Origin of the sequence: Blautia sp. MSJ-36 (assembly GCF_018917985.1) — a bacterium.
Lineage (GTDB): Bacteria > Bacillota > Clostridia > Lachnospirales > Lachnospiraceae > Blautia_A.
The window spans coordinates 18,068-39,379 of sequence record NZ_JAHLPQ010000029.1 but is presented as its reverse complement, the minus strand read 5'-3'; the positions used below and the strand labels follow the sequence as shown (position 1 = coordinate 39,379).

The window sequence follows — 21,312 nt, the reverse complement described above, 5'->3', positions numbered from 1 at the left end:
CGGGACGTTACCCCCTCATTTCACCCATCGGAATATCAGTTCTCCAAAGTTTCGGGCTACAATTGCCCTTCGACTTTGTGCGCAAGCTTTTCACTTACGAACGTGTCGCACGATTGTCATTTCCAAACGCAGTTTACATCCTTCCGGAACGATCTTCGCCCTTTCAATGTTTCTTGGATTTTCGGTAAAAATAATCTCCCTGTTAAATAATCTGCTGAGTTCTTTTCCCGCAGTTTTCCGTCTGCCTTCCGGCTGCGGCAGAGAAAGACTTTTTATTTTTGCTTCCAGATATTTCTCTCCTTCTTCCCGTTTTTCCTCCGGGCAAGGTATGAGAACGGCTTCTTTCATATATTTAAGGCAGATATCTGCCGCAAGATATTCTCTCGCACCTGCGGTAATGCCGATGGCAACCGGAAGTTCCCGGAAACACACCAGATACTGTCCAAATGCTCCTTCTGCCGCAAAGATCTCTTTTCCTGCTTTAATGTGATATGCATAATGGGTCAGCGCTTTTTTCTCATCTCCGGGAATTACGACTCTTGGCTGTCCCATCTCTTCGATCCACCACTGTGGCACTAGCTGCTCGCCCTTCCAATTTCCTTTCTGGAGAAGAAGCTGTGCCAGTGTGGAAATCTGATCTGCGGTCAGATACATACCCCAGCCGCCGGTATTATGTCCCTCCGGGCTTGTAAGCCAGTTGATCTTTCCAAAACCAAGTTTATCAAAAACACGTTTCTGCATAATGGACAGACAGTTTTCACCCATAACTTTGGTCACGATCCTGGAAAGTGTATAGCTGCATCCGGAATCATAATGAAAAACTTTTCCGATATCTTCTTTCAGTTTAGGCTGGCCAAGCCAGTTTTTCTCCCAGTCTTTCTCAAGTCTGGAAAACCATACGTTATTACAACATTCCGGGGAACCAGCCTGCATGGTAAGAAGATCATATACGGTAATATTTTCCAACGCTTCATCATATTCATCCGGAAGATCTTCTCTCACATAATCCAGAAATTTATCCTCCAGACGAAGTTTTCCCTCATCCACTGCAAATCCAACACAGATACTTGTTCCGATCTTTGATAAAGAATGCATCATCTGCGGCTCTTCCATTGAGAAAGGTGCCCATGCTCCTTCAACAATCTTTTCTCCTTTATACCGTACAGAAATACTGTGTAATTCTACGGTGTTCTCAAGTTCCTCAAGCATTTCCGCCAGCTTGAATGGATTTAATTCATTCATTTTTTTCCTCCTCTGCAGGCTGCCATATGGATGTCTCAATACGGATTCCGCCTTTTCTGGTGAGATATACACCGATCAGGATCAGCGCGACCATAACTACAACAGCAGATACTGCATATACAAGTTTAATACTGAAAATTCCTTTTATAAAAATAATCGTGTAAATGATGATACTGATGGTACAGAATACGTAAAGTCCTGCACTGGAAAGGTGAAATTTGTTCTTCTTCCAAGTATCCGGATATTTCTTCGGAAGACGTGAAATCGCATACACTACCGTAACATTCATAAAGAATGTGATTACCTGGAAAATATTTGTGATCGTCACGATACTCATATCAAAGATGATCGGAAGCAACACTACGATCAATGTGTAGGTATAGATCAGATACGGTGCCCCGAAACGATTTTCCTTCAGGATACCTTTCGGCAGCCATCCATCCTTGGCAGCCTGGGCAATCGGATATCGTACATCATTGAATACACCATTTAAAGTAGTGATGATCGCCATGATCGGTCCACCGATCATAAAAAGTTTATACACAATACCAGGAAGAATCTCCTGTGCTGCCGGAAGGATCGTCTCCACACCTGCAACCTCGTCGTGCGGGAGCACACCACCTGTAACCATCGCAAGGCCCACATAAATAAAAAGCAGACATGGAACACAGGACATTGCCGCAAACGGAACATCTTTCGTTGCTCTTTTTGCATCCTTACCATACCACAAAATGTTGTAGTAACCATTTGCGGAATTGATAAGAAGCAGTGCTGCCAGCATAAATCCTTTAAATCCCCCGGTAAACATCTTATCTCCTGAAAAATCAAAAATCGGCTGTCTGATCTGTGTAAGTCCGAAAACAACATACAGAACCATTGTAATCAGAAGAACCGTTGATAATATCTTGCTTACCTTCGCAAAAATATCCATTCCCAGCAGATTCAGAACAAACAGGATAACAACACCTGCAATGGCCAGTGCCTTTACTGTGATACCTGGAAGCAAATTATTCAGATACAATCCCAGTGCCAGCGCAAAAGAACTGTTGAGGATCGGCGTTACCAGTTTCGTATAAGCTACCAGACCTCCGGTGCTGACTCCGGAAAGGTTCGTTACGATGGAATACGGGCCTCCTGCCACACGCATGGTCCCACCAAGGATAATATACGGAAAAACCATAAAGAATCCCATGACAATCGCTGTCAGATAAGCAAGCCATACAGAATAACCGGTATAAGCCATTGCCGGTCCGATCAGAGTTACCATTCCGGAACCGATTACCATTCCTACTGCGATCGCAAAAAGATCACCACGCTCAAGTATGCCCGGTTTCGGTTCCGGCTTGTTCACAATTATGTTCTTGTCGTTCATTTCATTGCGCCTTTCTTTACTTTTTACTTTTTATTTTTTATTTTTTATATTGTATACATAAAGAATAGTGAAAAACGCCGTAACTGTCAATAACAATTAACAATTTCGGCGTTTTGTAAAAATTATCTATTCCGTTTTTGTGCATTTTTTTTAAGAAAGCAATTATTTCACTAGTCCAACTGATATTCGCACCCCGGAGGATTTCTCTGATTCGGTTAAACTCGTATTTTTTATAAAAACTGCAACTGTATCATATGTACCTGACACTCTAATTATACCGCTGCATAAAGTTCTCACAACTGTTTTTTATATGTTTCTGCATACGCAGATAACATTCCATAGCATCACCTTTTCGAATACTTTCTACAATTTCCTCATGCTCTTTCAGAGATTTTCTTACGTACTCTTCTTCATTTACCAGTACGCCTCTGGACAGTCCGTTCCACAGTTCTGACAGCATATTTTTAAGTTTATCATTTCCTGCTGCTGTCCATAATTCCATGTGCAAAGTCTGATTGAGACTTGAATAACTTTCAAAATCACCTTTTTCTATCTCTTCTCTGGAAACCTTGAGGATCTGATCAATCCTCTGAAGATCGATCTTATTTTCACAACACAAAACACAGGCTTCACTTTCCAATGCCGCCCGCACCTGAAAATGTTCGCGGATCGTTTTTTCATTCACTCCAAGAACTACTGCACGTTTATTTCGCTCCAGTTCCAGAAGTCCATCTCTTGCCAGAATCTGAAAGGCTTCTCTTGTAGGTGTAATGGACACTCCAAGTTCCTGCGCAGTACTTTCCAGTGTCAGAATTTCCCCCGCTGGAATTTTTTTTGAAAGAATTGCCTCTCTGAGATTCGCCGCAATCTTTTCTTTTATGGGTAAAGTCTTTATTGGTTTAAGTCCCAGCATGTATATACTCCTGTTCTTATAGATCTTTTTATTTAAATAAATATTAACAGTATTCTATTCTAGCGTATTTTCGCTGTATTGTAAATTCCCATTGAAACAGATACATGCATTTTCGCAGGAGACTTATCTGATCTGAAGCAGACAGATAAACACAGCCACATTCAGCCAAAACAGCCAGATATAAGATATCAAAAATAATATCTCAATCTGACTGTCTTTCACATTTTATAAATACTGGCTAAACTCCACTTTCTCCTTATTCGGTCCATCAATCGTAAAGAACTTCACGCCCTTGTCCCAGAACGGCAGGAAATGGACCTCATCATTGGTGGTATTCAGTCCGGCTGCTGTCACCATCTCGTGGACTTTCTCCACATCCTTCACATCAATAGCAACGTGGTCGATGGCACCGGATTCCATTTTTGCAGCTTTATTCTCATAAGTCTCGATCACAAGATTTTCAAGCTTCAGGAAAGCAACCTTCTCATTGGCAGCCTCGTTCACCGTCTGGAAAGCAATCTCAAATCCCAGTGCCTCATAAAATTTAATGGTTGTCTCAATGTCATTGGTTGGCACACCTACGTGCTGGATTCCGTTCATCTGATCCTTTAAATTCATTTCAAAACTCCATCCTTTCATAAATCTGACATGCTCATAAACACAATCGCTTCGCAATTTAGATACAACTCTGCTACAGGTTTATGAGTACGATCACTCTGCAATTCTGCGTTCTACCTGCGCAAGCTCCGGCATAGCCGGGATCGCGCCTTTTTTCTCCACACAGAGACTGGCCACTGCATTGCCGAAACGGGCAAATTCCTTCAGATCCTCCTGGGTCAGCTCGTTCAGATGTTTCTCTGATGTGCTGACTTTATACAGGAAACCGCCCCAGAAAGAATCTCCGGCTCCGTTCGTGTCTGTGATCTGTTTCACTGCAAATCCCGGTACCATACAGCCACCATCCTTGCTGTAAAGATATGCTCCTTCGCCGCCAAGTGTAACTGCCACAACTTTCACGCCCTGGCTGTACAGTGCTTCTGCCGCCTCCCGGACATCCTTATGATCTGTCAGAAGTTCTGTCTCTTCATCCGAAATCTTCATAAGATCCACATAGGGAACCAGGCTTCTCATATGCTTCTTCGCAGTCTCTTCATCCGGCCACAGAGATGCACGGTAATTGGGATCGTAAGAAATCACGCTGCCCTTATTTTTTGCTCTTTTTACTGCATAAAAAGTAGTATCTCTTACTGGCTGATCCGTCAGGGACAGTGATCCAACATGAAAAATATGGGTATTATCCAACACATCCACATCCACTTCTTCCTTCTGGATCTTCGTATCTGCTCCCGGTTTTCTCGCAAAAGAGAAAGTTCTCTCTCCAGTCTCGCTGACTTCCACAAAAGCCAGAGTAGTGAAATAATTTTTATCCAGGAGCATACCCTTAGTATCCACACTTTCTTTCTCAAGAACAGATTTCAGGAACTTTCCGTGCATGTCATTTCCCGCTTTTCCCATAAATGCAGTATGCGCGCCAAGTCTGGCGGCTGCAACTGCAACATTGGCAGGCGCCCCTCCCGGATTTCTGGCATACAGCATCTGTCCGTCCTCATTAAGATCCTGAGATGTAAAATCGATCAGGATTTCTCCAAAGGTTGTGATATCGTAGATGGATCTTTTCACAGCGTCACCGGTATCCATAAGAAGATTCTGTTCAAGAAGCTGAAACAGAATCTTTTCGCATTCTTTTTCATTATCTGTGTGCACATGAAGTTCTCCCTCATCGAATTCGGGCATGCTTAAGACTCCAAGCATGGACTTCGCATTTACAACATAACGGCCATAACATAATTCTACATCACAGGGGATGGATTCTGCAATACTTACCAGCTTTCTTGCATTCTGCATTGTGCCTAAAATTACTTTTACTATCATTTTTTGTCCACTCCTATGCAAACAGGCTGATCACAACAGCACAGACCAGGCCTGTTACTCCTACGATGGTCTCCATCATTGTCCAGGATTTCAGGGTTGTTTTTTCATCAATCTCCAGAAGAGAACCTACCAGCCAGAATCCGGAGTCATTTACATGGCTGAATGCAGTTGCGCCGCCATTGATGGCACAGACCATCGCTGCCAGATACACCGGGGAAAGTCCTGCAATTCCCGGCATAGCCGCCATGATTCCTGCTGCCATAGTCATGGCTACAACTGCTGCACCAACGGATGCACGGATCAGAGCTGCGATCAAAAATGCCACCAGCACTAACGGGAGCCCGCTTTTTTCCAGGACAGGCCCGATGATATTTCCCATTCCGCAGTCCTGAAGAACCCATCGGATGATACCGCCACCTGTGATCACAAGCAGTATCAGACCCGTCGGTTTCAGGGAACGGTCCATGATCTTCTTTAACTGTTCTCCGTTATATCCCATCTTTTTCCCAAGGAAATACATGGAAAAAAGAACGGCTATGATCAGTGCCACAAATGGTGTTCCAAGGAACTGCAGAACAGGACGTACCGGATCGATTCCCGGGATATATTCTGATATTGTGCTGCACAGGATCAGTACCAACGGAACCATGATAATACATAATACCGTAGAAAATTCCGGAAGATTTGCCTCTTCTTCCTCACGAACTTCCTGAATATTGGAAGGAAGTCCTGTGTTGATCTTTTTGCCAATGAATTTTGACCACAGGATTCCGGCAAAAAGCAGGGACAAAATACCTACCGGCACTCCCACCGCGATCATCACTCCGAGATCTACATTCAGCATATTTGCCACCAGAACAGATCCTGCTGACGGCGGAATGAATGCAAAACCGGTCGCCAGTCCCGCAAGAAGGGGAATTACATAATATAAAGTAGATTTCTTTGTTTTCTTCGCAAGTCCGAATGCCAGAGGAATCAGGATCACAACGCCAGCCTCAAAAAACACAGTGGTTCCGACCACAAGTCCTGTGATTCCAAGAGCGATCCCTGCCTTTTTTTCACCAAATTTGTTTATCAGTGTCTGGGCAACGCACTGTGCGCCGCCGGACACTTCCAATATCCCACCGAACAGAGAACCCAGTCCGATCAGGAGTATGATTCCCTGTAAGGTTTCTCCTGCGCCGTTTTCCACAGTGCTTACCAGCGTCGGAACCGGCATTCCGGCACCAAGCCCGATAACCAGTGCAGCGATCAGCAGAGATAACACCGGGTGGATCTTAAATTTGATGATAAGTAACAATAATAATAAAATTCCTGCTGCTGCCGCGATCAACAGTCTTGCCGGATCTGCCGCAAATACCGGTTCTGTCATCTTTTCATTTACCTCATTTCTCTTTATTCAATACTTACATAAACTGTTCTCGTAACCCTGGTTTTATTTTACATATTTATGAATAGTCGCCTTTACAGCTCCGGGTCCTGCGATCATCTCACGGAACATATCCTCGATCTTCTCTCCGACACCATCTTTATAAAGATCTGTGAAGAACAGTCTCTCATTGGAAAGGATCGGTTTCAGCTGATCTGTGAAGGTTTCCGGTTTTCCGATCACGATATCTCCAAGCTGCTCTGTGATCTCCTCATTCATCGGATCCGGTGCAAGCTCAAATTTATTTCCTTCGTCATCTACAGCCAGCATATATCTCAGCCATCCGGCGATTCCAAGAGGGATTGCTGTCAGTTTGGAAGCATCTCCGAATTTTTTCACATATGCTTTTACAGTCTCACCGAAGCGAATGCCAACCATCTGGGATACATCTACAGCCAGACGGAGGTTGGTGTCTCCAAGATACTCATTCGGGAAACGATCATTAAAGAGCTCGTCCACAAACGCCTGTGGGGAAAGGATTCCAGGGTCTGCAACTACCGGAAGTCCCTCGTCATAAGCAACCATACGGGCCATTTTCATCATATCTTCGTTGGTGTTCAGCATGTGTGCAAACAGATCATATCCAAGTACCACACCAAGAGGGCCGGTTGCGGAATGTACAGGATTCAGGCAAACGGTTACTTTCATTCTCTCGGAAAGATTGACGGTATTTCTGTCCGCCATATATACGCCGAAGCCTTTTTCCAGTGCAGGGCGTCCGTTAGGGAAGCTGTCCTCGATAACAAGATACTGTGGTTTCTCAGCATTAACAAATGGTGCGATGTATGTTTTCTTTCCTGTGATCACCGGCTGCATATCTTCAACGCCAAGGTTCTCAAGGTCTGCTGCGATCTGCTCGCTTGGACGAGGTGTGATCTTGTCGATCATGGTCCATGGGAATGCAACCACCTTCTCATCACTTACATAATCTACGAAGCCATCATCTACAAAGCCTGCTTTATGCCACTCCTCTGTCATAGTCAGCACGGACTCACGGAGCTTAGCACCGTTCTGTGAGCAGTTATCCATAGATACCAGAGCGATCGGATATTTTCCTGCTTTATATCTCTCATTCAGCATAGCCACAAGAACTGCCATTGCTCCTGTTGCCTTATCCGGTCCGTTTTTAATATCTGCTTCCACAAACGGGAACCATGTTCCGTCTGCTTTCTGGAGTGCATAGCCCTTCTCTGTGATCGTGAAAGAAACCAGCTGCAAGGATTTAGCTGTGAAGATCTCCTTCAGGCGGTTCCACTGTTCAGCGTCGGAAGACTGTGCTTTCACTGCTTCTGCAAGCGCACCGAGAACTTTGTACTCACGAGTTCCATCACCGTGAAGGATAACATTTAAGCCAAGGTTATCATATGGCTCATAAATCTTATCTACTACGTCATAATCAAAGGTTTCCACACATGTGATACCTCTGTCCAGAACACCTTCTTCCAGAAGTCCATCTGCAATACCGCCGATAAATACACGGAAGATATTTCCGATTCCGAAATGTACCCAGCCTGGCTCCTTCTTCGCTTTCTCAGTCACTGCCGCAACATCATATCCCGGAAGATCGATGCCTGCTTTCTTCCATGCTTCACACTCTTTGATTCCTTCTCTTGTTAATTTCATGATTGAACCTCCCTGTTTTCTTCTATTTCGTTATTATTTACGTCTTTTACTTATGCTTATGTCTTAACTGTAAGTAGAGTATAAAACTATTTTTTCAAAAAATCCATTGACAAAACACCTAATTTTCCTCTTATATTTTTGTTTACTTTTACTCAGGCGCTCCTGCATTGCATTTCCCGCAGATTTATACTAAAATACATTTAAGACTTAAACATATCTATAATTACTTTTATCAGGAGAATCTCATGAGTGAAAAAGGATTAACCACCATCAATTTAAAGAAAATAAACCGCTCCAAGGTTTACCAATATATATACCAAACACACCAGACTTCCAAAATGCAGATCGTCCAGGACCTTCAGATGGGGCTTTCCACAGTAAGCCAGAACCTGAACCTGCTGGAAAAAGAAGGGCTTATTGACAGAAACGGATATTTTGATTCCACGGGCGGAAGGAAGGCACAGGCCATCCAGATTGCCTCGGATTTTCGAATTTCCATTGGCATCGGGATCCTGAAAAACATGTTCCATATCACAGCCATCGACTTATATGGAAATGCTTTTTATACAGAAACCATTGCTCTTCCCTATTCCAACACAGAAGAGTATTACAGACAGCTGACCAATAAAATACGGGAATTCATCGCAGAGAATCACTATCCGGAAGAAAAGATTCTGGGCGTTTCCATCGCCACACAGGGGATCACTTCTCCGGATAATTCCACTGTGATCTATGGAAACATCATGAACAATACCGGCATGAAGCTGGAGGATTTTTCCCGGCATCTTCCTTACCCCTGCCATCTGGAACACGATTCCAAATCCGCCGCTTTTCTGGAGCTGTGGAATCACCCGGAGCTTGACAGTGCTGTCGTGTTCCTTCTGAACCGAAACCTGGGCGGTGCCATTATCACCAACCATCAGATCCATCAGGGAAGCTCCATGCACAGCGGAACACTTGAGCACATGTGTGTGAACCCGGACGGCCCTTTATGTTACTGCGGAAACCGCGGCTGCCTGGAGACTTACTGCTCCGCCAATTCCCTGGAACAGTCCGCAGGAATGAATGTGAAAGAATTTTTCCCGCTGCTCCGCGAAAAAAAATCCCCCCGGCTTGCTGAGCACTGGGAAGATTATCTGAACCATCTGGCCTTTGCCATGAAAAACCTGAACCTGATCATCGATGCACCGATCATCATCAGCGGATATCTGGCACCTTATTTTACAGAAGAAGACATCACTTATCTGCTGGAACACATCAACGCAGGCACCCCCTTTGCCCTGAGCAAAGACCAGATCCTGGTCGGTACCCACGGGCAGTATACGCCTGCCATTGGTGCAGCTTTATATTATGTGGAGAAATTTATACAGAACGTGTGAATACAAACAAATTCACCTGAACCGGTCAAAAAAAGCATGTCATACACAGCCAGACGGATATAACTTGATCCGCTTATTATCCTAACGTATGACATGCTTTTTTATTTTGCTTATTATTTTTTCAGTTCTTTCAGCAGCTGCCCGATCTTTGACACAAACAGATCAAAGGCCACATTATTCTTACCGCTGTTGATCACAATATCTGCTTTCGCCCTTGTTGGCTCCACGTACAGATAATGCATCGGTTTTACTGTGGTAAGATACTGATCAATGATTCCGTTTAAATCCCGTCCACGTTCCTCCACATCTCTGGAGATCCGTCGCAAAATCCTCTCATCTGCATCTGCTTCCACATAAACCTTGATATCCAGAAGATCCCGGATACGGGGATCTGCAAGAAGCAGGATTCCCTCTACCAGAATGACCGGTCTTGGTTCGATCTTCAGCACTTTGTCGGAGCGGTTGTGCTGACTGTAATCGTATACCGGACATTGGATGGTTTTGCCCTCCTTGAGTTCTTTGAGATGCTCGACCAGAAGATCAGTTTCCAGTGAATCCGGGTGATCGTAATTCACCTTCACACGTTCTTCAAAAGGAATTCCGTCCTGTCTGCGGTAGTAATTATCATGATAGATCACCACCACATCGTCTCCGAAATGCTTCTTCAGTCTGTTTGTAAATGTAGATTTGCCGGAACCTGATCCTCCGGCGATCCCGATAATAATACTTTCCATCGTCTCTTTACCTCTTAATCTAGAATTCTTCCGCTGTGGATCCCGCAGGCTTCCCGAAGAGTTTTTCCGTATAAAGAAGCTTTTTCTTACACAAAAGCTGCCCGGTCGGTGTGCATCTCCTGCATCCGGTTCCGGACAGCTTTTCTGGTTATTTTTTATAAAGCAATCGTTCTGATCAGATCTCAGCCTGCTCAAGAAGTGCCGGGATCTTGGATTCCCATCCAAGTGCCATGATATGTACACCCTGGCAGTATGGCTTACACTCTTTGATGATACGTGCAGCGATCTCAACACCTGTGATACCAGCTTTTGTCTTCTCTTTGTCTGCTTTCAGTTCCTCGATCATCTCATCCGGAACATGAATGCCGGCAACGTTGTTGTTCATGAATTTAGCCATTCCAGCGGACTTCGGAATGATGATACCAACCTGTACCGGTTTTCCGAACTGTTTTGCTTTTTCCATGAATTTGATGAATTTCTCCGGCTCAAATACAGCCTGTGTCTGGAAGTAGTCTGCACCTGCGGCAACTTTTCTTTCCATCTTTGCAAGCTGAGCGTCAACGGAATCGCTGCATGGAGATACAACGGCACCTTTGGAGAATTTCGGAGGCTCGCCAACGAGCTGGTTTCCACCAAGGTCTACACCGGACTCAAGAAGCTGTACTGTATGAAGAAGAGATACAGAATCAAGGTCAAATACCGGTTTTGCCTGCGGATGGTCGCCCATCTTTGTGTGGTCACCTGTGAGGCAGAGGATATTCTCGATACCAAGCATAGCTGCACTTAAAAGATCAGACTCCAGTGCGATACGGTTTCTGTCACGGCATGCCAGCTGGAAGATCGGGTCCATGCCTGCATCTTTGAGGACTTTACACATTGCAAGAGATCCAAGACGCATTACAGAAGACTGGTTATCTGTTACATTGACTGCATGAACGCCTTTCAGGTAAGTTTTGGCTTCTTCTACCAGCTCATCTACATGGATCCCTTTTGGCGGTCCTACTTCTGCAGAAACTACAAATTCACCACGGTCGAATAATTCTTTCATTTTCATATTATACTTTGCTCCAATCATTATAAATTTGGGGTATTGGCCGCCATGTTCCAGGCGGACAATATCATAATTTCATCAAGCTTCTTATTTCACTTCATCATCTGTAGCGAAATTATGGATCTGTGTCGGGCATTTCAGTGCGTCAAGGCGTCCGATCTCTTTCAGACGTCTGTAGATGCGCTCCCATCCACACTCCATGTCGCTGTCCACTTCGCATTTACCATTCTTGGAACCGCCACACTGGCCGTTTACAAGACTCTTGGAACATGCTGTGATCGGGCAGATTCCGCCGGTAAGGTTCAGATAACACTCACCGCACTGGTCACATTTATATTCTAACGGTGTTACACCCTGGAAACCAGGTACCGGGTATGTATCGCAGGCTGCACATACCATCTTGTCTTCCAGATATTCTGCGATGGTCTGAACACCAACGCCGCAGGAGAATACCAGAACCAGGTCAGCTTCCTGGATCTTGCTCATGTGTTTCTGGAGACGTAACTGCATATTTTCCGGATTACAGATATAATCCGTTGTCATGATCCCTGTCACATTTCCTTCAGCGGAAAGTTCCTTCTGAAGTGCAACAGCCTCTTTTTCCGGAAAACGAACTTCCTTGCATCCATGGCAGTTGATGATAAAAACTTTCTTTCCGGCTGCCAGTGATACGATAGTTTCTTTTGCTTTTAACTGGGTAATCAACATATCACTTCATCCCCCTTACTGCATTTTTTCCGGCTTTGATGCTGTTAATGATCGGAATCTTGGAAGAACAGATATACTGACAGCATCTGCACTCAACACAATCCATGATATTCATGTCTTTCATGCCCTGCCAGTTCTCTTCTTTCGCATATTTAACGAAATACAGAGGAGAAAGTTCCATCGGACATACATCCACACAGCGTCCGCACTTGATACATGGCTGCTCTTTGGTCTCGTCTGTATCAATGGCGATGATACCGTTGGAGCCCTTCATCATAGGTACCTCCAGAGTGTTCAGAGGGAATCCCATCATAGGTCCGCCCATCTTGACCAGAACATCGTCATCTGTAAATCCGCCGCAGTAATCGATCAGTTCTTTTACGCTGGTACCGATCTTGATAATAAAGTTGCCAGGATTCTTGATCTTCTCGCCTGTTACGGTTGCAACACGCTCGATCAGCGGCATACCCTTCTGGATCGCATCGGAGATCGCTTTTACAGTACTGATATTATCTACGATAACGCCAACATCTGCCGGAAGACCGCCGCTTGGAACCTTTCTGCCCATAACGCGCTTGATGAGAGTTTTCTCAGCACCCTGCGGATATTTGGTTCTTGCAACAAAAACTTCCATATTTCCGATATCGGCAACTTTTTCCTGCATTAATTCGATGGCATCCTGCTTGTTATCCTCGATGACAATGATACCCTTCTCAGCACCTGTTGTCTTAAGGATCGCTTTCAGACCAAAAATAATATCATCAGCAAACTCAAGGAGAACCTTATGGTCTGCTGTTAAATATGGCTCACACTCACATCCGTTGAGAAGGATGGTATCAACTAGCTTCGCAGGTTTCAGCTTGACACAGGTCGGGAAACCTGCACCACCCATACCAACGATTCCTGCTTCTTTTACAATCTCAATGATCTCATCCGGAGTCAGATTATCCAGGTCACCATGTGGCTGTACGGATTCGTGCAGAGTATTTTTTCCATCCGATTCAATAACAACAGCCATTACCTCACTGCCTCTTGTACCATGCATACGTGGCTCAACAGCAACTACCGTTCCGCTTACACTGGAATGTACCGGTGCGCTGATAAATCCGGCAGCTTCACCGATCTTCTGGCCAACCTTTACAGTGTCGCCTACTTCCACGATCGGGTTGGCAGGTGCACCAAGATGCTGGGACATGGAGATCACAACAGTCTTCGGATCCGGGAATTTCTTCAGATCGATATGCTCGCTGAATTCCTTGTGCTCTGACGGATGAACGCCGCCATAGTATCCGTTCAGTCTGTCCTCTCTGATAGACTTCACGTAATCGTTGATCACCTTGAAGTTAACCTTGGAGTAATCACGTACCTGTACCGGCTGGTTCAGGAACTCTTCCAGACGGCCCTGTTTTGCCAGTCTCTGGTAGATCTTTTCCCATGCGCAGTCTTTATTCGGGTCTACTTCACATTTACCGTTCTTTGCTCCGCCGCACTGTCCATTGACAAGACTCTTTGAACAGTCGACGATAGGACAGACGCCTCCGGTAATGTTCAGATAACACTGTGCACATGCATCGCAACTCTTCTTGGTAAGTGCCATGCCGTGATGTCCTCTGTAGTTAAGGGTATTACTTGCTGCGATCACCGGCTTGCCTGCCAGATCCGCAACTGTCTGGATACCAAGACCACAGGAGATCACAACTACATTCTCTGTACCTTCCGGAAGCAGATCCTGTAATTTTCTTTCTGTGTGCATCTTGTTACACAGAAAATCGAATTTCGCACTGCCTGTGACGGTTTTTCCCTGCTCCGCAGCAAATTTCAGGAATTCTTCGCAATCCGGTTCGTCAACGGTCTCAAATTCCTTGAAACACTTGTTACAGGCGATTACGAACAGATTGTCCCTGCCGTTCAGCACTGATGCAAGCTCATCACTGCTTTTCAGCTTGTACTTAGTATAGTTTTCCAATTGCTCACCTTCCTTATAAAGATTATATCCTTATGATTATCTGCTCTTATCCGTTCCCTCCTTCTCTGCACTCCCAGGAAAGAAACAATAAAACCAAATAAATAAGTTCTACGTTATTTGTTCAGCCCCTTCGGAAATCCCGGTTCCTAAAAAAGGCCGCAATATTTCCTCTGACTGCTACAATAAATGTACCATAATTTGAACATATTATCCAGTTTTATTAGCTATTTTTATAAATTTATTCTATGATTTCATCCCAATTGTCTATGGATGTACAGATATTTGTACAACTTCTGTTATGTTGCATGCGTTAGTTATATGCAACTTATATAATTTTGTTTATAAAATATCCTTTTTATGCATTGAGCATATTGCACAAGGATCTTACCTTTAACAGGACAGATCCGAAAGGTGTCTTTTATCATGGAGTAAGACGCTGTCCGCAATATTCACAGGTGCTCAGACGACCTTTTATTACCTGATTCTTTGCACCGCAGCTGGGGCAGGTAACTGTAATATAGATCTTCTCATTTACGCGTCTGTTCGGTGCAGTGATCATAATATAATTTCCTTCTCTGTCTATCTGGATATTCCGGATATATCCCCCGGCAATAAATTTTTCCAGCTTTTTCACTGCACCTTTTCCCAGTTCCTGCTCAAGCTTTTCAAATGAGACGGTATTCTGAGCATAGGATTCAAACCAGCAGGCGATTTCTCCGGCTTTTTTCTTCTTTAATGTTTTTTGTATCTCCCGGAAGGTCGGATACAGAAACAGCAATCCAAGTATGATCTCTGTTGCTGCCATTCCCCAGCGCCCTTCACGGATATACTTCTCCGATGCGCCAATAGCTCCCAGGGAAAAAAGTATAAAAAAGCCACAAAGAACCCATTTCAGTTTCCCCAGTATTCCTGTTTTTTTATTTTTTTCTGTCAAAAAATCACTCATGTCTGTTTCCTCTTTCTTCTATTATTCAAAATTTTATGATGTATTTATGAATGCTCCGTCAGCTCACGCCAAATTTCCTCTATCTGAATATGTTTCTGCATTCTGTGGATCTTCTATTTCAGTGTGGTTACGATCAGTTTACTTTCCAGTGCAGCTGCTATCAGATCCTCTTTACAGCTGTATCCCGCCTTGGCGATCATTTCCTGAAAATTCCATCTCACTCCTGAAGCAGAGCAGTCCATTTTTCTTGCGATCTCGGAATATGACATCCCGTGAATGTACAGACGCAGCATCTCCAGCTGTCTGGGACTGATATCACCGCTTGTGATCCAGTTAAGTTCCACCCTCGGTGACACATCCGGAAATACATGCTCCCCATTTAACGTTCTGTAGATCACACTCCGTATTTCCTCTTCACCGTGATCCTTATACCAGAGACTGTCTGCGCATCCGCTCTTTGCCCTTTCCAGCACCTTGGGATCGATCAGCGAAGTAACAACCAATACCTTTGTATATGGATATTTTTCCCTGATGATCTTTCCAGCACTCAGCCCATCATGATTATGAAATGTCTGCACATCCATAAGCACAAGATCAATTGCCGAGTAAGAGCAGATCTTTACAGCTTCACAGGCATCCGAAACTGTCTGAACATGTCGGAATTCCGGTTCCCGCATAATAATACTTTCAAAATACTTCTGCATGATCCTCTGATCTTCTACTATCAGTATCCGTACCATAAACTCCCATCCTTTCTGCCAGCGGCATTTTTAACACCAGACAAAACTCCGGTGAAAAAGAAACCTGCATAATACATTTCTCTGACTCCGCTGCTTTTCTCAGTGCTGACAGACCACCACCTTCTTCTGCATTTTTTTCAGGTGCATCTCCATCATTCGTTATCCGGATGCTATATTCATTTACACCTTTGTCTATCTTCACCAGAACCGTACTGCCATGGGCATGTCTGGCACAATTTGTCACACATTCACGGATCGCTCTGTCTGTCAGCAGCCTGTAGGAGGGATGCTGAGGTAAATTTCCGCTGATCTGAACATAAATTCCAAGCTCTTCTGCATGCCTGATCGTATCCGCGTATAATTCTTCCATATTCTCAACAGAAGAATCTGTAAGAATATAGACCAGATGCTTTAATGCAGATAACTGTTTATCCATTTTATCCTGAGTTTCTTTTCTTTCCAATATCCTGCGTATTGACAGAAGGCTTCGGCCAAAATTGTCATGAACCTGCATTTTCATGGCAAGTGTCTCCTGCTCTCTTATTTTATCTCCGATTTTTTCATACATTTCCTCCAGCTTATGATTCAGGATTTCCAGCTTTTCATTATTTGCTCTGATCTTTTCACCATTGTAATAAATTTCTGATACATTAACTGCCACTGTCTGCAGATATCCTGCACAATCCGGCTCCTGCAGACGATATTCCTGAAACATCCAGACGGAAGCATCCGGAAAATAAAATACATTACTGTCGCTGCTTAATCTGCGAAGTCCCTTTGCTTCGGATCCTCCATCTATTACTTTCCGCAATACCTCATAATCCTGCAGATAGGAGCCTGTCATTATCCTGCTCAGTTCCTGCATCTTGGTATTGCACAAAACGATTCTTCCAAGAGGATCCGAAAAACACACCCCGCAGGGAACATCATCAACAGCTTCATTCACGGACCAGTAAGACAAAGAATGTTGATATCTGCGTCTCTCTCTACAGATTGCCCGGCAAAGATAAAGCAACAATACCACCATCGCTGCCATCAAAACACTGACCGGACACCCCCGGAGCATTGGCTGATATACACTTTCATCCTGGCAATATCTGTGATCATTCATCAGAAAGCCCATAAGCATAAAAGAAACTGCAAAAACAGTCACTGCCGTTATAATTTTCTTTTTCCCGTAAAAACAGGTTATCCTTATCAACAGAAGGATCAATTCCAGAATCAGGCAGATTTCAAGAAGGATCATCAGAAAATCCTGCATTGCCATACTGCATTCCGCAAAATCAGTCATCTTCCGCCTCTCTTTCTGAATACGATACATCCGATAAACCATTCGTTTTCATCTTCCTGCTGCACATTTAATTCCGGTCTTTCTGACATTAATCCCCGAAGATCTGCTTCTGCTACAATATGAACTGAGATCCGCAGAGCATCATCGATCTGCGACACACGGTAAAAAACAGACTGCATTGTATCAAACAATCGTTCCACAAGCCATTCAAAGGTATCATAGCATTTTAGTATATCATCTGCATTCAGCTGTACTTCCCCATTTTCGACATAATAAGCCGCCCGGATCTTGCATAATTTTAAGCTGTCACAGGATTCCGCAAGACTCTGTCTGAGATCCTCCATTGTAAGCAGATTTCCGTCTGATGCATATTGTGTCAATACCAGATTTTTTCTTCTTTTTAAATATGTACCAACAACCACGATCTTTCCCAGGATCCGGTCATAGTGTTCCCTTGACTCCGTTCTTTCCAGCTCATCCATCAGCTGTGACAGCAATTCCAGCTGCCCAGCTGTCTGATTCTGTATCATGTTCAGCAGCCGGTTCTGTTCTTCTGTTTTTCTCCGCTCAGCCTCTTTCTGATAGGTTTTCTGCAGCAGACGATTTCTGGCAGTCAGCTCCTCCTGCTGTTCCCTGATATCCTGATACTGATCCAAAAGTACTGAAATATCTTCTGACCAGAACAAATGTCCTCCTCTTATAGGAATATGGTTGATCCGGATTCCCTGTTCCTGTACAGCTGATCTGTTTATTACAATTTTACGCAGTTCCGGTGACAGCTCCGGAAAATCACCGGAATGATAATAACGCTGAAAAGAATCATCCGTAATCTCTGCATCCAGTCCTCCGGAGGTCTGGAATAATTCAAAATATCGATTATTTGTCTGTATCAGGCCGCATAATATACACCCCTGATAAATTGCCGCCATTAAAAGGCAGCATACTGCTGTCATATCCCCGGCAATTGTTTTGATCAGAGGCAGACGGAGTAAATTCCCGATATTCCATCCCAGAAGCAATATTCCCGGAATGACAGGCAGCCAGAATTGTTTCCTTCCCGGAATCCTGCTTTTTCTGATCAGCATAATTTCCATCCATATCAGACAAAATATGATCCATCCCTGGATCACTATAAAAAGAATACCATAGCTGTAATCTCTGTCCGAAAACGGAGGCCGCCCGGAAAACCGAAACACCAGCTGATGCAGGTCATTTGTAAAAACACAGACGATCATAATCACCGCAAAAACCAGCAAAACAATAATTTTTCTGCCCGTTTTCTCGCCGTCCTTTTCACCAAGAAACATCGCTGCTGCCAGTCCAAGGACCGGTATCAGGATCATCGGGATATAATACAGATACCAGCAGATATGTTCTCCAAGCGGATCATGAAGAATATGAAATTTTACCGTCCGCACAAAGAACCAGAATACCATCAGACAGCCAATTGCAGTCAGGCATCTGCGCGTTTTTCTATGCACTACATGCTTTTCCAGATAGATCACCCAGGCACAATACATTCCCAGATAAATACAGTTACGACACTGATCTGCCAGATTTCTCATAAAAACATTTTCCGGTCTTACCAGCCTGCAGAAATACGCCAGCAATACACTTATCAGGATTCCTCCATACGACAGTGCCCTTTTTTTATTGTATGTCATGAAAATTCCTCTCTCATTAATACACCTCTGCGATAAGTATACTATAAAACTCTATCTTATTATATAGTTTTCAGAGAAATCATCCATTCTCAACCCCTGTTATCACAAACAGAGTGAACAATTCCGTCCACTCTGTCTATCATCACTCAAAATGGTCTTGGCTGGCCACAGTATTCACAGAACCTTCCGGTATTCTCTGCACCGCACTGACATTTCCACAAACCGCCGGGCTGCTGCATTCCGGGTTGCTGTATTCCATTGTTCATCTGCATCCCAGGCTGCTGCATTCCGTTGTTCATCTGCATTCCGGGCTGCTGCATTCCATTGTTCATATTCATCCCAGACTCCTGCATTCCAGGCTGCTGCATTCCGTTGTTCATATTCATCCCGGACTGCTGCATTCCACTATTCATGTTCATTCCGGGCTGTTGCATTCCATTGTTCATGTACATCCCGGACTGCTGCATTCCGTTGTTCATCTGCATTCCAGATTGCTGCATTCCGTTGTTCATATTCATCCCAGGCTGCTGCATTCCATTGTTCATGTACATCCCGGACTGCTGCATTCCGTTATTCATCTGCATTCCAGATTGCTGCATTCCGTTGTTCATATTCATCCCAGGCTGCTGCATTCCACTGTTCATGTTCATCCCGGGCTGCTGCATTCCACTGTTCATGTTCATTCCGGGCTGCTGCATTCCAGCCGCATTTGGTGTCAGAGCGGCTATGATCTGATGACCTGTCTGCTCCACTTCCATCAATTCGCCTCTGTTATCGCTGCTTATGGAAAAAGTATTCAGACGAAAATCCATATCATCAAACCACGGAGTTTTTACTTTAATACGCATAGTATAATCAAATTCATACTTATATACCGGTGGCTGATAGCTTACGGTTTCTCCATCCTTTGTTGTATATGTTTCCTCGTTCTGCTGTCGCTCTACATCAACTCTGCACTGCACAACAGCGGATAAAGGAACTATGTCCGGATTTTCATTGACATCCAGCTTCCGTGCAACAGTAAAATTCCCCTTATTATCATCAATAAAAACATTATAATTTCTAGTATTGATCTGACGGGTTATACAAAAATCCATTACGGCTTTTTTGTTTTTTTCACGATATTCCAGTTGACGTTTGATATCCTCCACCGTACTGTGTCGTCGGTCTTCAAACCATGGTGACAATTTTTTTGCACAATCCTTACACAGATTTCCGTCATCCAATTTTCTGTTGCCCAATAATCCTATTTTCTCTCCGCAGATATCACAGATCTTCTTATCAAATAAACCCATACCCAATCCTCCTTTTTCTCTGAGTTCCCATGCTGTCACACTATTTCTGTACAGCAGTATCACACACTATTCTGCAGCGACTATTTTTTCAAAATATGTCTTTACAGAGAAAATATCCTCATCTGTTTCAGAATCTTCCGATTCTTCGCTGTCTTCAGATTCCGCTGCATCGTCCTCTGCCGCATCATCTTCTGCTGCAAAGCACAGTTTTCCATCATCCAGTAAATTGAACTTCATATTATCAAGACTGAAAAACATAGTTCCTGCCGCCTCTTCCTTTACAGTCTTTAATACCAGTGCGTTTCCTTCCACATCGCCCTGAAGCTCTACTTTGGTTTCTTCTCCGTTCTCTATTAAGGTAATTTCCGCCTTTCCGGCTTTGACAGACAGCATCATCTCAAAACCTGTCAGGTCAGCATTAACCGGCATCTGCATTCCAAATGCATCCATCAGAATACAGTTCCACTCTCCCTCAAAATCCTCCATCTTTGGAGCTTCTACCGGTTTACCCGGTACGTAAGGTTCATACTCTTCCTTTTCCTGACTCAGGAGCATTGTCATTCCATCTGACGTCAGGGTTATCTTACCGTCAGCATACTCACATTCTTCTGTTTTCTCATTATAAGTCATCAGAATTTTATCATTTTCGATTTTCCATTCTGATTCATCTACCTCAGGCTCTTCCCCATAAGCAGAGCTTGTTGTTTCCATCTTACCGTCTTCCTTAATATCCACGGTCACTTCCATTCCCATTGCTCCCGGATGAAATGAGACTCCTTCACCCATAGAAAGCTCATTTACATACCATGTTCCGATAACGTCCTTCTCTTCAAGTGCATAAACATTCACACTCATAAATCCTGCCATTAAGACTCCTACAGTCCCTGCCATCCACAATTTCATTTTTTTACTCATAGAAACATCTCCTTCCTTTTTATATTTGTGTTTTTGTTTATCTATATTATGCGTGAATGCTTCGCCATTTGCACTAGCATCTCTGACAGTAACTGAGCTCATCTTCATATTA

General features: G+C 43.9%; 18 protein-coding genes. 1 reads left to right on the top strand and 17 read right to left on the bottom strand.

The annotated features are described in order from the left end of the window. Nucleotides 1-90 precede the first annotated feature (90 nt). From KQI39_RS14725 to KQI39_RS14695, 7 genes are all read right to left on the bottom strand, one after another. A complete protein-coding gene (locus KQI39_RS14725) occupies nucleotides 91-1,242 on the bottom strand; it encodes a serine hydrolase domain-containing protein (RefSeq protein ID WP_253293207.1) in 1,152 nt (383 codons plus the stop codon). Further along, on the bottom strand, nucleotides 1,235-2,614 hold the full coding sequence (locus KQI39_RS14720; RefSeq protein ID WP_216419249.1) for an APC family permease: 1,380 nt from the start codon (nucleotides 2,612-2,614) through the stop codon (nucleotides 1,235-1,237). The genes KQI39_RS14725 and KQI39_RS14720 overlap by 8 nt, the downstream gene beginning before the upstream one ends. Nucleotides 2,615-2,882: 268 nt before the next feature. Next, complete coding sequence (locus tag KQI39_RS14715; protein WP_216419247.1) at nucleotides 2,883-3,527, bottom strand: GntR family transcriptional regulator; 645 nt, start codon at nucleotides 3,525-3,527, stop codon at nucleotides 2,883-2,885. A 225-nt stretch (nucleotides 3,528-3,752) separates the two neighbouring features. Further along, the gene (locus tag KQI39_RS14710; protein WP_216419245.1) at nucleotides 3,753-4,145 is read right to left on the bottom strand and encodes a VOC family protein; all 393 of its coding nucleotides are present in this window, start codon (nucleotides 4,143-4,145) and stop codon (nucleotides 3,753-3,755) included. Nucleotides 4,146-4,238: 93 nt separating this feature from the next. Then, entirely contained in the window at nucleotides 4,239-5,225 is a 987-nt protein-coding gene (locus KQI39_RS14705) for a carbohydrate kinase family protein (protein WP_253293208.1), read from the bottom strand. A gap of 247 nt (nucleotides 5,226-5,472) precedes the next feature. Further along, nucleotides 5,473-6,831, bottom strand: a complete 1,359-nt coding sequence (locus tag KQI39_RS14700; RefSeq protein WP_216419241.1) for a GntP family permease — start codon at nucleotides 6,829-6,831, stop codon at nucleotides 5,473-5,475. Between the two features lie 63 nt (nucleotides 6,832-6,894). Beyond that, entirely contained in the window at nucleotides 6,895-8,511 is a 1,617-nt protein-coding gene (locus KQI39_RS14695) for a mannitol dehydrogenase family protein (RefSeq protein WP_216419239.1), read from the bottom strand. Nucleotides 8,512-8,756: 245 nt separating this feature from the next. Here KQI39_RS14695 and KQI39_RS14690 point away from each other — a divergent pair, with 245 nt between their 5' ends. Next, the gene (locus KQI39_RS14690) at nucleotides 8,757-9,890 is read left to right on the top strand and encodes an ROK family transcriptional regulator (RefSeq protein ID WP_216419237.1); all 1,134 of its coding nucleotides are present in this window, start codon (nucleotides 8,757-8,759) and stop codon (nucleotides 9,888-9,890) included. Between the two features lie 113 nt (nucleotides 9,891-10,003). Here the strand turns inward: KQI39_RS14690 and udk are convergent, their stop codons facing one another. The 10 genes from udk to KQI39_RS14640 all read right to left on the bottom strand — a co-directional run bounded on the left by udk (nucleotide 10,004) and on the right by KQI39_RS14640 (nucleotide 21,200). Next, complete coding sequence (udk, locus tag KQI39_RS14685) at nucleotides 10,004-10,624, bottom strand: uridine kinase (protein ID WP_021976352.1); 621 nt, start codon at nucleotides 10,622-10,624, stop codon at nucleotides 10,004-10,006. Nucleotides 10,625-10,799: 175 nt separating this feature from the next. Then, nucleotides 10,800-11,678, bottom strand: a complete 879-nt coding sequence (locus KQI39_RS14680; protein ID WP_015526188.1) for a methylenetetrahydrofolate reductase — start codon at nucleotides 11,676-11,678, stop codon at nucleotides 10,800-10,802. A gap of 84 nt (nucleotides 11,679-11,762) precedes the next feature. After that, the gene (locus KQI39_RS14675) at nucleotides 11,763-12,383 is read right to left on the bottom strand and encodes a methylenetetrahydrofolate reductase C-terminal domain-containing protein (protein WP_118752733.1); all 621 of its coding nucleotides are present in this window, start codon (nucleotides 12,381-12,383) and stop codon (nucleotides 11,763-11,765) included. 1 nt (nucleotide 12,384) lies between these two features. Further along, complete coding sequence (gene rsxC / locus KQI39_RS14670; RefSeq protein WP_216419235.1) at nucleotides 12,385-14,349, bottom strand: electron transport complex subunit RsxC; 1,965 nt, start codon at nucleotides 14,347-14,349, stop codon at nucleotides 12,385-12,387. Between the two features lie 421 nt (nucleotides 14,350-14,770). Then, entirely contained in the window at nucleotides 14,771-15,295 is a 525-nt protein-coding gene (locus KQI39_RS14665; protein ID WP_118752731.1) for a hypothetical protein, read from the bottom strand. Between the two features lie 113 nt (nucleotides 15,296-15,408). Then, nucleotides 15,409-16,035 carry a response regulator transcription factor gene (locus KQI39_RS14660; protein WP_178704724.1) on the bottom strand — a complete coding sequence of 209 codons (627 nt, stop codon included), beginning with the start codon at nucleotides 16,033-16,035 and terminating at the stop codon, nucleotides 15,409-15,411. After that, nucleotides 15,983-17,326: an ATP-binding protein gene (locus KQI39_RS14655; protein WP_253293206.1), complete on the bottom strand. Its 1,344-nt coding sequence runs from the start codon at nucleotides 17,324-17,326 to the stop codon at nucleotides 15,983-15,985. The genes KQI39_RS14660 and KQI39_RS14655 overlap by 53 nt, the downstream gene beginning before the upstream one ends. Further along, nucleotides 17,323-18,990, bottom strand: a complete 1,668-nt coding sequence (locus tag KQI39_RS14650) for a histidine kinase N-terminal 7TM domain-containing protein (RefSeq protein ID WP_216419231.1) — start codon at nucleotides 18,988-18,990, stop codon at nucleotides 17,323-17,325. The genes KQI39_RS14655 and KQI39_RS14650 overlap by 4 nt, the downstream gene beginning before the upstream one ends. Nucleotides 18,991-19,136: 146 nt before the next feature. Continuing rightward, nucleotides 19,137-20,285, bottom strand: a complete 1,149-nt coding sequence (locus KQI39_RS14645) for a DUF4428 domain-containing protein (RefSeq protein ID WP_216419229.1) — start codon at nucleotides 20,283-20,285, stop codon at nucleotides 19,137-19,139. A gap of 66 nt (nucleotides 20,286-20,351) precedes the next feature. After that, nucleotides 20,352-21,200 (bottom strand): hypothetical protein, encoded by an 849-nt coding sequence (locus KQI39_RS14640; RefSeq protein WP_216419226.1) that lies wholly within the window; start codon nucleotides 21,198-21,200, stop codon nucleotides 20,352-20,354. Nucleotides 21,201-21,312 lie beyond the last annotated feature (112 nt).

Excerpts from the sequence above, each read along its gene's own strand:
- KQI39_RS14675 (WP_118752733.1), bottom strand. The coding sequence starts at position 12,383 with ATGTTGATTACCCAGTTAAAAGCAAAAGAAACTATCGTATCACTGGCA.
- KQI39_RS14665 (WP_118752731.1), bottom strand. The coding sequence starts at position 15,295 with ATGAGTGATTTTTTGACAGAAAAAAATAAAAAAACAGGAATACTGGGG.
- KQI39_RS14640 (WP_216419226.1), bottom strand. The coding sequence starts at position 21,200 with ATGAGTAAAAAAATGAAATTGTGGATGGCAGGGACTGTAGGAGTCTTA.
- KQI39_RS14720 (WP_216419249.1), bottom strand. The coding sequence starts at position 2,614 with ATGAACGACAAGAACATAATTGTGAACAAGCCGGAACCGAAACCGGGC.
- KQI39_RS14690 (WP_216419237.1), top strand. The coding sequence starts at position 8,757 with ATGAGTGAAAAAGGATTAACCACCATCAATTTAAAGAAAATAAACCGC.
- KQI39_RS14705 (WP_253293208.1), bottom strand. The coding sequence starts at position 5,225 with ATGGATACCGGTGACGCTGTGAAAAGATCCATCTACGATATCACAACC.
- udk (WP_021976352.1), bottom strand. The coding sequence starts at position 10,624 with ATGGAAAGTATTATTATCGGGATCGCCGGAGGATCAGGTTCCGGCAAA.
- KQI39_RS14700 (WP_216419241.1), bottom strand. The coding sequence starts at position 6,831 with ATGACAGAACCGGTATTTGCGGCAGATCCGGCAAGACTGTTGATCGCG.
- KQI39_RS14695 (WP_216419239.1), bottom strand. The coding sequence starts at position 8,511 with ATGAAATTAACAAGAGAAGGAATCAAAGAGTGTGAAGCATGGAAGAAA.
- KQI39_RS14660 (WP_178704724.1), bottom strand. The coding sequence starts at position 16,035 with ATGGTACGGATACTGATAGTAGAAGATCAGAGGATCATGCAGAAGTAT.
- KQI39_RS14655 (WP_253293206.1), bottom strand. The coding sequence starts at position 17,326 with ATGACTGATTTTGCGGAATGCAGTATGGCAATGCAGGATTTTCTGATG.
- KQI39_RS14725 (WP_253293207.1), bottom strand. The coding sequence starts at position 1,242 with ATGAATGAATTAAATCCATTCAAGCTGGCGGAAATGCTTGAGGAACTT.
- KQI39_RS14715 (WP_216419247.1), bottom strand. The coding sequence starts at position 3,527 with ATGCTGGGACTTAAACCAATAAAGACTTTACCCATAAAAGAAAAGATT.
- KQI39_RS14680 (WP_015526188.1), bottom strand. The coding sequence starts at position 11,678 with ATGAAAATGAAAGAATTATTCGACCGTGGTGAATTTGTAGTTTCTGCA.
- KQI39_RS14645 (WP_216419229.1), bottom strand. The coding sequence starts at position 20,285 with ATGGGTTTATTTGATAAGAAGATCTGTGATATCTGCGGAGAGAAAATA.
- KQI39_RS14710 (WP_216419245.1), bottom strand. The coding sequence starts at position 4,145 with ATGAATTTAAAGGATCAGATGAACGGAATCCAGCACGTAGGTGTGCCA.
- KQI39_RS14650 (WP_216419231.1), bottom strand. The coding sequence starts at position 18,990 with ATGACATACAATAAAAAAAGGGCACTGTCGTATGGAGGAATCCTGATA.